General features: G+C 58.0%; 10 protein-coding genes, 1 tRNA gene and 1 pseudogene. 6 read left to right on the plus strand and 6 right to left on the minus strand.

All coding sequences use genetic code 11. The features are described from left to right. Positions 1–111: 111 nt before the first annotated feature. Positions 112–312, plus strand: a complete 201-nt coding sequence (locus RHP74_RS20405) for a hypothetical protein (protein ID WP_010456060.1) — start codon at positions 112–114, stop codon at positions 310–312. Here the strand turns inward: RHP74_RS20405 and RHP74_RS20410 are convergent. Further along, positions 309–539, minus strand: coding sequence for a hypothetical protein (locus RHP74_RS20410; protein ID WP_010456061.1), 231 nt, complete (start codon positions 537–539; stop codon positions 309–311). The two genes, RHP74_RS20405 and RHP74_RS20410, sit on opposite strands and share 4 nt — an antisense overlap. Before the next feature lie 227 nt (positions 540–766). Between RHP74_RS20410 and RHP74_RS20415 the strand changes: the two genes are divergently transcribed. Next, positions 767–842, plus strand: a tRNA-Asn gene (locus RHP74_RS20415). Between the two features lie 163 nt (positions 843–1,005). Then, a pseudogene (locus tag RHP74_RS20420) lies at positions 1,006–2,061 on the plus strand (tyrosine-type recombinase/integrase); the annotation flags it as partial. Between the two features lie 266 nt (positions 2,062–2,327). Here the strand turns inward: RHP74_RS20420 and RHP74_RS20425 are convergent. From RHP74_RS20425 to RHP74_RS20435, 3 genes are all read right to left on the minus strand, one after another. After that, on the minus strand, positions 2,328–5,414 hold the full coding sequence (locus RHP74_RS20425; RefSeq protein ID WP_077750246.1) for an efflux RND transporter permease subunit: 3,087 nt from the start codon (positions 5,412–5,414) through the stop codon (positions 2,328–2,330). Next, complete coding sequence (locus RHP74_RS20430; protein WP_311096193.1) at positions 5,411–6,535, minus strand: efflux RND transporter periplasmic adaptor subunit; 1,125 nt, start codon at positions 6,533–6,535, stop codon at positions 5,411–5,413. Before RHP74_RS20430 ends, RHP74_RS20425 begins: the two co-directional genes overlap by 4 nt. Positions 6,536–6,712: 177 nt before the next feature. Beyond that, positions 6,713–7,333: a TetR/AcrR family transcriptional regulator gene (locus RHP74_RS20435; protein ID WP_010456071.1), complete on the minus strand. Its 621-nt coding sequence runs from the start codon at positions 7,331–7,333 to the stop codon at positions 6,713–6,715. An 87-nt stretch (positions 7,334–7,420) separates the two neighbouring features. Here RHP74_RS20435 and RHP74_RS20440 point away from each other — a divergent pair, with 87 nt between their 5' ends. Further along, complete coding sequence (locus RHP74_RS20440) at positions 7,421–8,938, plus strand: efflux transporter outer membrane subunit (protein ID WP_311096194.1); 1,518 nt, start codon at positions 7,421–7,423, stop codon at positions 8,936–8,938. A gap of 226 nt (positions 8,939–9,164) precedes the next feature. Here RHP74_RS20440 and RHP74_RS20445 read toward each other — a convergent pair whose 3' ends face one another. Next, positions 9,165–10,682 carry a nucleobase:cation symporter-2 family protein gene (locus RHP74_RS20445; RefSeq protein WP_010456075.1) on the minus strand — a complete coding sequence of 506 codons (1,518 nt, stop codon included), beginning with the start codon at positions 10,680–10,682 and terminating at the stop codon, positions 9,165–9,167. A 254-nt stretch (positions 10,683–10,936) separates the two neighbouring features. Here RHP74_RS20445 and RHP74_RS20450 point away from each other — a divergent pair, with 254 nt between their 5' ends. Further along, a complete protein-coding gene (locus tag RHP74_RS20450; protein WP_010456077.1) occupies positions 10,937–11,218 on the plus strand; it encodes a BrnT family toxin in 282 nt (93 codons plus the stop codon). 3 nt (positions 11,219–11,221) lie between these two features. Next, on the plus strand, positions 11,222–11,554 hold the full coding sequence (locus RHP74_RS20455; RefSeq protein ID WP_304874235.1) for a BrnA antitoxin family protein: 333 nt from the start codon (positions 11,222–11,224) through the stop codon (positions 11,552–11,554). A gap of 94 nt (positions 11,555–11,648) precedes the next feature. Here RHP74_RS20455 and RHP74_RS20460 read toward each other — a convergent pair whose 3' ends face one another. Beyond that, positions 11,649–12,476, minus strand: a complete 828-nt coding sequence (locus tag RHP74_RS20460; protein WP_311096195.1) for an arylamine N-acetyltransferase — start codon at positions 12,474–12,476, stop codon at positions 11,649–11,651. Positions 12,477–12,481: the final 5 nt, after the last annotated feature.

Raw genomic sequence — 12,481 nt, forward strand, 5'->3', positions numbered from 1 at the left:
AAAGCGCTATCGGCGCCCTCTAAACTCCACACAACGATGCACCTGCAGGATCGCCGCACCGCTCGCTCCTACAGGTTTTGTGTACACCTGAGAATTCTTACGAGAACCCACATGAAAAACGATGACCTACGCGCCGACCGTGACGAACTGGACCATTTTGTCCCTCGCACACCGGCCAAACGCGGTAACAACCTGGTGCTGCAAGTGGCCGCTGGCGTATTTCTCGGCGGCCTGGCCTTGTGGCTGGTGCAACTGGCCGCCACGATGCTGTACGCCAAGCTGATGCTCGCCACGGTCACCTTCGGCGGTTAAGCCAGTTCGGTCGCACGCTGACTGGCGGCATCGTCATAGGCGACGTAGAGCGATTCGGCGACCTGACTCTTGATCGCTTTGGCGCTTTCCAGACCGAGGACGAAGCCCTCAGCCTTGCCGCCCGCGCGGTTCAGATCGTCAGCGGTGCTGGCCTGAGTGATCGCATCAAACAGCTTCTCTGCATGCGGGCCGACACCTTTGGGCAGGCTGATCTGAGCGATGCTCATGCGAACACCCCGTTGTCTTGAGGGGTGAGGATTGGGTGATTCATGGCACGTACCTTTTCGGCGAATGGCCGGCAGCGCGTGTAACCACTTCCGGGCGGCCATGGTAGACCTCTGAGGCGATTCTGGTAACCGCCCACTGCCGATAAACCACCGTCCGTCTCCATGAATCCATCAAGTTGCTAACAGATGCTTGACTTCTCTTTCTGAATCAGTAACATACGCGCCATTCCGCGATAGCTCAGTTGGTAGAGCAAGTGACTGTTAATCACTGGGTCCCTGGTTCGAGTCCAGGTCGTGGAGCCATACAAGGTTCCAGAGAAGGCTTCAAAAATCTCTGATAGCCCCGAAAAACCCGCCTTATGGCGGGTTTTTTCGTTCTGGCGTTCTGTTGGACTCCGGAGGGGTACCAGCCATTTTAAAGGTAGAGTTTGGGATAAAGGTCAGTTCGATAAAAGGGAGTTCCCTTATGTCGCGCACTACTGCCCCACTCTCCGACGCCGCTTGCCGTTCGGCCAAGCCCACAGACCGCGCCTATAAGCTTTTCGACGGCGACGGCCTTTACCTCTAGTCCAACCCAATGGCCGCAAAGGCTGGCGTCTCAGATACGTCAAACCTGATGGCCGGGAAGGACTGACCTCATTCGGCAACTACCCCATCGTTGGCCTCGCGGCTGCGCGCCGCAAGCGCTTGGAGGCCAAGCGAATGCTGGCGGATGGCATTGACCCTATAGGAGCCAAGAACCAAGCCAAGACGAACGCTCTGATCAAAGACCGCACCTTTGAAAGCGTTGCCCTCGGCTGGCACACGGAAATGTCAGCCAAGTGGGCACCGGACTATTCCAAGACAGTGATGAGTCGCCTCAAAACTCACCTCTTCACACTGATCGGCGCCCGCGCCATTGTCGACCTTGATACCCACGATCTTATGCAGCCCCTGGAAGCGATTAAGAAGCGCGGAACGGTGGACATTGCTTTAAGGGTACAAAACTACCTGCGGAGCATCATGCGCGAGGCAAAGCGCCTCCGGCTTATCACCGTAAACCCTGCTTACGACCTCGTAGGCTCGATCAAAGCCTCGCGGGTCGTCCACCGTCCCGCTCTATCCTTATCGCGTCTGCCTGAATTGCAGGAACGGATCGCCACCTATAAAGGCCGCGCACTTACCCGGCTAACGGTCTTGCTGTTGCTGCACGTGTTTGTACGCTCCAGCGAGCTGCGCTTCGCCCGCTGGAGCGAGTTCGACCTCAAACGTGGCGCCTGGGGAAATACCCGACACGCGACCAGCGTTGGAAGGTGTACCCTTTTCCACAAGAGGTACGAAGATGGCAAGCGATACCAAATCTTGGAAACCAATGTCCGAAAACACGGTGAACAGCGCGCTTCGGAAGATGGGGTACGACACCAAATCCGAGATCTGTGGGCATGGGTTTCGTTCGATGGCCTGCAGCGCATTGATCGAGTCAGGTTTGTGGACGGACACAGCCATCGAGCGGCAGATGAGCCACAAGGAACGCGGTAATCTCTGAAGGTGGGACAGCAGAAACAACTATTGCGCTGAGTTCACTGCACGCCAGGTAAAAATCGCTACGGTCTGGCGAGCCCACAATCCGGCCATGCCTCAAACAACACCGCCTGCAATGACAGGCTGGAGATAGCCCGTCAAACACAGTTCTTCCCTGGAGCCAGTTGGCCGGAGCCACGAAGGGCGCAGCGGATCAAACTGCTAAGTAATCTGGGCCAACGAGCTCATATCGATTTTCCTTTTTGAGACGATCCAGACACGCAGGTATCAAGCAACATGAGTGTTCGCTGCAAGCTCATGCGCGGGCTCAGGCTTGATCTTGAACCAGAGGGCGTACATCGCTGGCAGGAACACCAGGGTCAGCACGGTGCCAGCAAACGTACCGCCAATCAGGGTGTAGGCCAGCGTTCCCCAGAACACCGAATGGGTCAGCGGAATGAACGCCAGCATCGCCGCCAACGCCGTGAGAATCACTGGCCGTGCACGCTGCACAGTGGCTTCGACCACTGCGTCATAAGGCGACAGTCCGGCTTGCTTATTAGAGTGAATCTGGCCAATGAGGATCAGCGTGTTGCGCATCAGAATCCCTGACAAGGCAATCAATCCCACCAAGGCGTTGATCCCGAACGGCTGCTGGAACAGCAGCAGAATTGGCACCACACCAATCAGGCCCAAAGGCGCGGTGGCGAACACCATCATCATTGCCGACATCGAGCGCACCTGAATGATGATGGTCAGCAACATCAGCGCGATCATGATCGGGAACAACGGCAGCAATGCCTTGTTTGCTTTACCCGACTCCTCGATCGCGCCGGCAAACTCAATGCGGTAGCCCGCCGGCAGCTTTTCGATGATAGGTTGCAACTGCGTTATCAAGGCGTTGGAGACATCGGGGGGCTGAAGACCTTCAGCCACGTCACCGCGCACGGTTATTGTCGGCGTACGATCACGACGTCGCAGGATGGGCTCTTCCATGCGCACATCCACCGCCCCTACCTGGGACAGCGAAACGCGCTGGCCTTGGACGCCGTTCAGCGTGAAGGCGGCAATTTTCGATGGATCCAGACGCGTCTCACCAGCTGAGCGAGCGACCACCTGAACCGAACGAATGTCCTCACGCACCTCGGTGACAGGCACCCCCGTGAGCAGAAATTGCAGCTGTTGCGCGACATCGGTCGAGGTCAAGCCGAATGCTTGCAGGCGATCCTGATCCAGCGTGAGATGAAGTGCCGGCACGCGCTCGCCCAAGTCGGTGTTGACGGTTCTCATCATGGGGCTGGCAGTCATGACCTCACGCACCTGCGCGGCGATATCCCGCAACACTGCGGGGTCGGCGCCCATCACCCGAAAGGCCACCGGATACGGTGAGTAAGGACCAAATACCAACTGCGTCACCCGCACGCGGGCTTCAGGCGCCAAACCATCGGCCGTGGCTTGCCTGAGCCGAATCTTGAGCGCCTCACGCTCTTGCTGATTCGCCGTCAGGACGACGATTTTTGCGAAGGATGGATCGGGTAGCTCAGGGGCCATCGCCAAATAGAAGCGTGGCGCGCCCTGGCCAATATAAGCGGTGACGATCTTGGCTTCCGGCTGCTGAGCCAACCACGCCTCGACCTTGGCCGCCGCCACATCAGTCTGTTCGATAGAGGTGCCGTAAGGCATCTGCACCTCAACCAGCACCTCAGGTCGGTCGGATGTTGGAAAGAACTGCTTCTTGACCACGCCCATGCCCAGAATCGCAACTACAAACAAGCCCACGACGGATGTCGCCACCAGGCCTTTGCGGCGGATCACACTGCCCAGCAGGCGCCTGAAACGCTGGTAGTTCGGTGTACCGTAAATCGCCGTATGCCCGCCTTCAGGCACCTTGATCTGCGGCAGCAGTTTGACGCCCAGGTAAGGGGTAAACACCACGGCCACCACCCAGGAAGTGATCAGCGCAATGCCAACGATCCAGAACATGTTCGCGGTGTACTCACCAGCGGTCGACTTGGCAAAACCGTTGGGCATAAAGCCGATCGCCGTCACCAACGTCCCCGACAACATCGGCGCGGCCGTGTGGCTCCAGGCATAAGCGGAGGCCTTGATTCGGTCGTAGCCCTCTTCCATCTTCACCACCATCATTTCAATGGCAATGATTGCATCGTCCACCAGCAGCCCCAGCGCCAGAATCAACGAGCCCAGGGTAATTCGATCGAAGTCTTTGCCCGTGGCCGCCATGACAATGAACACGGCCGCCAGAGTCAGCGGCACCGCTGCGGCAACCACAACGCCAACACGCCAGCCCATGCTGAGAAAACACACCAGCAGCACCACGCCCAAGGCAGCAAAAAACTTCACCATGAACTCGTTGACGGATGCGCCAATATTCACCGCCTGATCCGTGACCTTGGTCAGGCTCATGCCCAAAGGCATCTGCTCATTGATCGCTGTTGCCTCAGCATCCAGCGACTTCCCCAAATCCAGGCCGTTCCAGCCATCGCGCATGACCACGCCGAGCAACAGTGCCGGCTCGCCGTTGTTGCGTACAAGGAATGTCGCGGGGTCCTCATAACCGCGCTTGACCTCAGCCACATCGGACAACTTGAGGGTTCTGCCCTGCACTGTCAGCGGGGTATCGCGAATCTTCTGCAGGTCATCAAACGCGCCATCCAGCCGGATGAAAACCTGGGGCCCCTTCGCTTCTACCGAACCGGCCGGCGTTATCATGTTTTGCGTGTTCAGCGCACTGAAGATGTCTCGTGCAGAAATGCCCAGTGTCGCCAGACGTTCGTAGGACAGCTCGACAAAAACGCGCTCGGCCTGTTCACCGATGATGTTGACCTTCTTCACACCCGCTACATGCAGCAAACGCTGGCGCAAGCTCTCGGCTTCGCGCACCAATAGACGTTGCGGCTCGCCCTTGGCCTTGAGCGCATAGAGCGCGAAGGTGACATCGGAATACTCATCGTTGACCATCGGGCCGATCACCCCAGACGGCAACCCCTTCTGCTCATCCAGAATTTTCTTGCGCGCCTGGTAAAACTCCTCCTGGACCGCTGAGGGCGGCGTGCTGTCGAGCAGGTACACCGTAGTGAATGCCAAACCGGGCCGGGTAAAGGTCTCGGTCCGATCGTACCAACGCAGCTCCTGCATGCGTTTTTCCAGCTTTTCTACCACCTGGTCTTGCATCTCCTGGGCCGTCGCCCCAGGCCAGGCAGTGACCACCGTCATTTGTTTAATGGTGAATGCGGGATCTTCCGCACGCCCCAGTTTGAAGAAGGCGTACAACCCACCCACAGAAATCAGCAGGATCAAAAACAGCGTGATTGAGCGCTCGCGTACGGCCAGCGCCGAAAGATTGAAGCCGCTCATCGACTTACCTCAACCACTGAATTTTGCGGAGCATCGGCGAGTTCAGTCCTGACCTTCTCTCCCTCGCTCAGCAAGTGAGCACCCAATGCGACAACACGATCACCCACCTGCAGATCCCCCGTCACGCGCACGCTGGCCTCATTATTCAGGCCGCGAACCTTGATCGGGCGCCATGCCACCTGCTCAGGTTCCCCGCCCACCACCACCCAGACCCCCGGGCCTTTACCGGCGTCGTAGAGGCCCCCCATGGGCACCTGTAATTCCTTGGCATCAGCAACATCCGTGTCAGCGATAACCACTGAGATCGTCGAACCCAGGGTAGCGTTGGAGAGCGCCCCCTCCAGCACATAACGCGCTTCAAACGTTCGGGTCTGTCGGTCGGCAGAGTCGGACAACTGGCGTAAACGCGCTTTACCTGCAGTCTGGTGCTGGCCGTACAGCTCAACCGTCGCCGCCGAGCCCAGCGCAGGACGTAACGTCTCGGGCAACTGGATCACCGCCTCGCGCTGCCCTGAATGGGCAACGCGTACCACCACCTGCCCTGCGCCAACTACCTGCCCCGGCTCCGCCAAGGTATCCACTACCACCCCGTCAGCATCCGCCAGCAACGTCGAATAACCGGTCGCGTTTTTCGCCACATCAGCCTGGGCCTGGGCAGCGTTGAGTTGGGCTTTCGCCGAGTCGGCAGCAGCTTTGAACCCTGCATAAGCTGAAGCAGATACCGCTCCGACGGACACCAGATCACGGTAGCGAAGCTCGTCATCGGAGGCCTGCCGAGCTCGGGCCATGGCGGCCAGTACCGCTTCTTTCTGTGCCCGCGCGGTCAGCGTCAGGTCGTTGGCATCGATTCGCATAAGGGGCTGCCCGCGCTTGACACTCTGTCCAGCATCCACCAAACGCTCCAAGACCTTCCCTGGCACCCGAAAACCGAGGTCGCTCTGAACTCGGGCCGCGACGATACCGGTGAATATCCGTGCCGCAGGCGCGGAGGGTTGAACCACGCCGATGCGCACCAAGGGCGTTTGAAGGCGAGGATCGGCAGGCGTGGCCTCGTTGCAGGCCGCTAGGGCAAACGGCAACAGGACAATGAAAATGGCTGACATGCGGTGGCGCTGGATCATAAAGACCTCTCGGTAGCGGATGCATTATGCTTATTCAAGTGACCATTTCTGTCAATAGTCACTACCGAGACGAATGAACATCGCCCACTTGATCAGAGCAGAGCAAAGAGGCTCGATATCTAGTTTTTTCAGGCGCACACGCTGATACGGATGCGCAGCGCATCCGTCAGCAGAGGTTTAAGGCATCAGGCTGCGCAGAACAAGATTGGAGATGAGAGAAGGGGCTTCTTCAACAAAATCGAGGTTGTACTGCAATAGCAGAGGATTCATGAAAGGCCGTAGAGCGAGATGAATCGACTCTACCGTCTCGTCCAGCGGAGTCTTGCGTTCAAACTCGCCGAGCTCTCGCCCCTCACGCACGATTTGCAACACGAAGCTCTTAATCTGAGCGTCATAGACTTGTGAGCTGGGCCATCGCTCCGACGCGGAGAACGCTGCGATGTCGTAGAGTTTACGGTCGTTAAAGAACAGGCTCACACCTGTAGCGATTAAGGTTTTGACCAGGCGCCGAAAACGCTCAGTCGGGGAGATGCCGTCTACATTGATGGCTTGCTCCACTGCCGCAACGATTTCAGTCAGGCAATTTGTACAGATTGCTTCACCAATCGCCTGCTTGGATTCAAAGAATTTGTAGATGTAAGCCTTGGAAAAGCCGATGGCCTTGGCTAGGTCAGAAACCGTTGTTTTGCCATAACCGTATTGACTGAAATGTTCGTTGGCCGCCGCAACAATCTGGTCTCGAATGTCGTGATCGGCTGGGCCACGGGCGCTGGGCGAAGAAACTGATGGCTGATTCATGCGAGCAGCTTACTCATCCCAAAGGTGGTTGACAACTTGTGACCAAATTGTAATATCGTCACAAACCGACCCTTTCGCAGGCATCGCATGCACCCTCCTCCTCGTTTCGCCGTCTTACTGTGTTTGGGTATGGTTGCAGGTTGCTCAGTGGGCCCCGACTACTCAGAACCCCGCGTGGAATTGCCCGAGCATTTCTCGGCGCAAACGTCCAAGGCACGGCAAGTGGACGCTGCAAATGCCGATCTCGCCGCTTGGTGGAATGCATTTAATGACCCGATACTCAGTCAACTGATAAATCGAGCACTTGAACAGAACCTCGATTTAGCCCAGGCAAACGCAAGGATCGAGCAGGCTCGCGCCGGTTTGGGCGCAGCTAACGCAGCCCTCCTGCCGTCGGCTACCGTCAATGGTCAGGCGGCCCGAGCCCGTCAGTCTTTGGAGACGCCGTTGGGCCAAGTGCTGAATTCAGCCCCTTCCTATAATCGCTACGGCAGCGCCTATGAGGCGAACTTGAATGCCGGCTGGGAGCTGGATGTGTTTGGCGGGCTGCGCCGAGGTAAAGAAGCGGCTTTCGCCGATTATCAGGCCTCGCAAGCCGGAGCGATTGCCACACGCCTGGCAGTGGTCGCGCAAACAGCCGACCTTTACATCAGCATCCGTGGCCTGCAAGCACGTCTGGAAATTGCCCGGCAGCAAGTAGACACACGACAACAACTGCTCACCACCAACGAACATCTCTACGCAAAAGGCCTGGCGGCTGAACTGCAGTTGAACCAGACCCAAGGCGCGCTGAACCAAGCGCAGGCCACCGTGCCGGTACTGCAAGCAGGCATTGACACGGCAATGAATGCGCTGGATGTCATGTTGGGCAAGGCGCCCGGCACTTACAGTGCGCAGTTGACTAAGCTGGCGCCCATCCCTGAGGTGCCAGGCCTCTCGGACATGGGCGCTCCAGCCGACCTGCTGCGTCGGCGTCCAGACTTGATCGTCGCGGAGCGCCGTCTTGCAGCATCCAGCGCGCGCATCGGCGAAGCCATGTCCGAGTACTACCCCAAACTGTCTGTGGCTGCGCTGCTCGGCAGTGCTACATCGGTATCCAGCGCAAACCTGTTCAGCAACGGCGCCAGTCAGGCTTCGGCGGCACTGGGATTACGCTGGCGGCTGTTTGATTTTGGCCGCATCAACGCCCAGATTGATTTGGCAAAGGGCCAGGAAGCCGAAGCCTTGGCCGCTTACCGCCAGTCCGTTCTGCGGGCCTGCGAAGATGTGGAAAGCGCTGTTTCGGCACGGATCAAACGCGAGCAACAATCGACCCAGCTCGCCCAAGGCGAGTCGGCGTATGCGAAAGCCAGAGCGACATCGTTTGCCGCCTATGAAAAAGGCGTGGTCAGCTTGATCGAAGTGCTGGATGCCGATGAACATCTCCTAGCGGCATCTGATGGCAGAGCCCAGGCACAAACTGAATCGGCTCGCGCTGCAGTGGCCACGTTCAAAGCCTTGGGTGGCGGTTGGCAGCGAGATGACTCAGATGCTCGCGTTGTCTCAAAAAGAGCGGAAACTCGAATGTTTTTTCCTGATCCAGGGATATCGGAAGAACTCCAATAAAATACGGGCTGGATTAGGATAATCGTAGGGATATATATACTAAAAAGCAGAATAATTTCATTGTAGAACAAATGCTTATTTTTCTGTTCGAGTCCAGGTCGTGAGCCAGACAGCAATATCGAAAAGCCCCTGAATCGAAAGGTTCAGGGGCTTTTTTGTGGCCGCTGGAAAAGCAAAAGGCCGATCTGTCTATTCAACAGATCGGCCTGGTTAGCAGGTGCCGCCGTCAGACATGCTCACTGCTTTTAGCATGAGCCGCTCGATGCTCGCTCGATTCATGGGCCGCTTCCACCACCGGAATCTCGTTCCCGTCGCAGTCACGCAGTTTACCTTCGCTGAAGTAATCCCCTTCACGCAACGCCGCCAGATCCTGATATCGAAGAACCCGCTCGGTACCGGCCGCGAACACCGATTGCTGATCCGAGTTACCGGCAGTGAGGTGGTTGAAGGCCAGGTTGAGCACGATGGCCATGATCGCCGAGGAGCTGATGCCCGAGTGGAAGATGGTCGCGAACCAACTTGGGAAGTGGTCGTAGAAATTCGGCGCGGCGATCGGGATCATGCCGAAGCCGATGGAGGTGGCGACGATGATCAGATTGACGTTGTTGCGGTAATCAACCTTGGACAGCGTGCGAATGCCACTGGCTGCCACGGTGCCGAACAGCACGATGCCAGCGCCACCCAGTACCGAGGTCGGTACTGCGGCGATGACCCGGCCCATGAACGGCAGCAGACCGAGTATCACCAGGAACAAGCCGCCGGTGGCGACCACGAAACGACTCTTGATGCCGGTCACGGCCACCAGCCCGACGTTCTGGGCGAAGGCGCTTTGGGTGAAGGAACCGAAGATCGGCGCGATCATGCTCGACAGCATGTCGGCGCGCAGGCCGTTGCCCAGGCGTTTGGAGTCGACCTTGGTGTCGATGATTTCACCGACAGCAAGGATGTCCGCCGAGGTTTCCACCAGGGTCACCATGACCACGATGCACATCGACAGGATCGCGGCAAAATGGAAGGTTGGCATGCCGAAGTGGAACGGGGTCGGGAAGCCGAACATCGGGCCTTGCGTGACCGACGAGAAGTCCGCCATGCCAAGGAACACCGCGAGGATCGTGCCGATGACCATCGCCAGCAGGATCGACAAACGGGAGATGGTCGCGCTGCCAATCTTGCTCAGCAGCAGCACCAACACCAGCGTCACCGCCGCCAGACCGATGTTGGCCATGCTGCCGAAATCCGGGGCATGGCTATTGCCGCCCATGGCCCAGCGTGCAGCCACCGGCATTAGCGTCAAGCCGATGGTGGTGATCACGATGCCCGTCACCAGCGGCGGGAAGAACTTGGTGATTCGCGAGAACACCGGCGTGATCAGTAATCCGATCAACGACGCGGCAATTACCGCCCCGAGAATTGACTGAAAGCCGCCCTCCCCGCCGCTGCTGACAATCGCCACCATCGTCGCGACACCGGAGAAGGACACGCCCTGTACCAGCGGCAACTGACACCCGAAAAACGGTAAACCGAGGGTCTGCAGCAATGTCGCCAAGCCCCCCGCAAACAATGAAGCAGCAATCAACAAACCGATGTCCGCCGGCGAAAGCCCGGCCGCCTGGCCGATGATCAAAGGCACCGCGACGATGCCGCCGTACATGGTCAGAACATGTTGCAGGCCGTAAGCCATATTCGCGCCGACCCCGAGGTTTTCGTCCTCAGGCCGTTGGTGTGAAACATGGGGCGTTTTCATGGTTGGGGGGTTCCCTGGTTTTTTGTTATGCGCACACTGTATGCAAGAGTCAGGACAAATGTCTATAGAGTTGTATACAACTCACCAGTCAGATAATGGACACCTGTCCATGTCGCCCTTTAGCTGCGCGCCTTCCCCTCCAAAAATCTTGAAATACATCCTTCATCTGCCTGCTCCCCTGCCCGCTAGTCTTTTGCATTCCAAGCGACCTCCGGCACGGACGCCCCCTCGCTTATACATATAAAGTATGCATAATGAAGTCATTCGAAATTCAGTATCACAAGGCAAAAAACGCAGCCAACAAATTAAAGCATCGCGGCATCAGCCTCGCCGAAACAGAACCGGTGTTTTACGACGAACGAGCACTGACGATTCGGGACAACCATCACGATGAACAACGGTGGATCGTCATGGGCATGGATGCCAAAGCTCGCTTGCTGGTCGTTGCGTACACCTATCGCGATCCGAATTTCGTACGAATCATTTCCGCGCGCCTCGCCAGCAAAAACGAGCGCCGTCGTTATTTGGAGAATTGAACGATGAAAGACGAATACGACTTCAGCAACGCCAAGCGTGGAGCAGTTGCCTCCAGCAAAGGCAAAACCCGAATTACCATCATGCTCGATGATGTCGTCATCGAAGCAGCACGCGCCATGGCGCAGAGCGAGGGGTATGGCTACCAAACAGTGATCAACAACACGCTGCGCCAGGCGCTGCTCAACACCAAGGAAAAAACCACCGCGCACGATCAGTACGCCACGGTGGCGAATGGCGGGCATTTCAGGGAAGGCGTTACTGCATCTGAACTGAAGAGCCTGGAGAAAAAACTCTCAGAGGTCTTGAGCGAGATCCATCGTGTGATTGAGCCTTGAGGGTGTGCCGTTTCAAGACCCAAGGGGGGAACGGAGCCTGCCCCACGCAAAGAAAAAGGGCAGATGTTTTGAATCTGCCCTCTCGGGACGATGGCTATGTCACCTGAATCAACCGCCCAAGCACCTGCCGCAGCCCCGCATGCTCCGGCACGCGAATCCCGAACTCCCCCTCCAGCAACCCGATCAACTCCTCCACATCTGCAACCTGCCGCCGTTCGCTCTCGGCGCCCACCCGATGAATCGCAAAACTGCCGTTGTTCAACGTGCGCCTCCAGCCATCCCCGGTGCGCGCGACCAACAGTTGCTTGGTAAACGACGATTCCGGATGGGTCGAGACGTACCAGTTACCGAGGACGTAGTCGATGTCTTCCTGGCGTTGCAGATCGAAAATGTACATCGGCCGCCACTCGCCGCCGACGTTGGCGCGCAGGGTGTAGCCGTCTGCATGGCGCTCGATGCGATACGGATCGTGGGGCGTGAGTTGTGCCGCATCGTTGTCGAGCAGGAGCGGTGCGGTCGGCACCATGCCGCCGAAGCCGACGTCGGTGATGTAGCGCACGCCGTCCAGCGTGACCAGGCTCAAGCGGTGCGTGCGGGCAGTCCAGGCGCCTTCGGGCTGACCCATGACGACTCGGCCGGTAATACCGCATGCGTCAAAACCCAATTCCTGAAGCAAGGCTAGAAACGCGTAGTTGAGCTCGTAGCAGTAACCGCCGCGCCCCTCATGCAGGATTTTCCGCTCGATGGATGGCAGGTCGATGCGTACCGGCTCGCCGGACAGCGTGGTGAGGTTTTCAAACGGGAAGGCCCCAGTGTGGCGCAACTGGAGTTGGCGCAAGGTGTCCAGGGTCGGCTCCGGGGGCGCGTCGTAACCCAGGCGCTGCAGGTATGCCGCACGGTTCGTCAGGCGTGGTTCGCTCATTGCTC

The sequence above is a fragment of the Pseudomonas sp. SG20052 genome, assembly GCF_031766055.1.
GTDB lineage: Bacteria > Pseudomonadota > Gammaproteobacteria > Pseudomonadales > Pseudomonadaceae > Aquipseudomonas > Aquipseudomonas mandelii.

Excerpts from the sequence above, each read along its gene's own strand:
- RHP74_RS20405 (WP_010456060.1), top strand. The coding sequence starts at position 112 with ATGAAAAACGATGACCTACGCGCCGACCGTGACGAACTGGACCATTTT.
- RHP74_RS20410 (WP_010456061.1), bottom strand. The coding sequence starts at position 539 with ATGAGCATCGCTCAGATCAGCCTGCCCAAAGGTGTCGGCCCGCATGCA.
- RHP74_RS20425 (WP_077750246.1), bottom strand. The coding sequence starts at position 5,414 with ATGAGCGGCTTCAATCTTTCGGCGCTGGCCGTACGCGAGCGCTCAATC.
- RHP74_RS20430 (WP_311096193.1), bottom strand. The coding sequence starts at position 6,535 with ATGATCCAGCGCCACCGCATGTCAGCCATTTTCATTGTCCTGTTGCCG.
- RHP74_RS20435 (WP_010456071.1), bottom strand. The coding sequence starts at position 7,333 with ATGAATCAGCCATCAGTTTCTTCGCCCAGCGCCCGTGGCCCAGCCGAT.
- RHP74_RS20440 (WP_311096194.1), top strand. The coding sequence starts at position 7,421 with ATGCACCCTCCTCCTCGTTTCGCCGTCTTACTGTGTTTGGGTATGGTT.
- RHP74_RS20445 (WP_010456075.1), bottom strand. The coding sequence starts at position 10,682 with ATGAAAACGCCCCATGTTTCACACCAACGGCCTGAGGACGAAAACCTC.
- RHP74_RS20450 (WP_010456077.1), top strand. The coding sequence starts at position 10,937 with ATGAAGTCATTCGAAATTCAGTATCACAAGGCAAAAAACGCAGCCAAC.
- RHP74_RS20455 (WP_304874235.1), top strand. The coding sequence starts at position 11,222 with ATGAAAGACGAATACGACTTCAGCAACGCCAAGCGTGGAGCAGTTGCC.
- RHP74_RS20460 (WP_311096195.1), bottom strand. The coding sequence starts at position 12,476 with ATGAGCGAACCACGCCTGACGAACCGTGCGGCATACCTGCAGCGCCTG.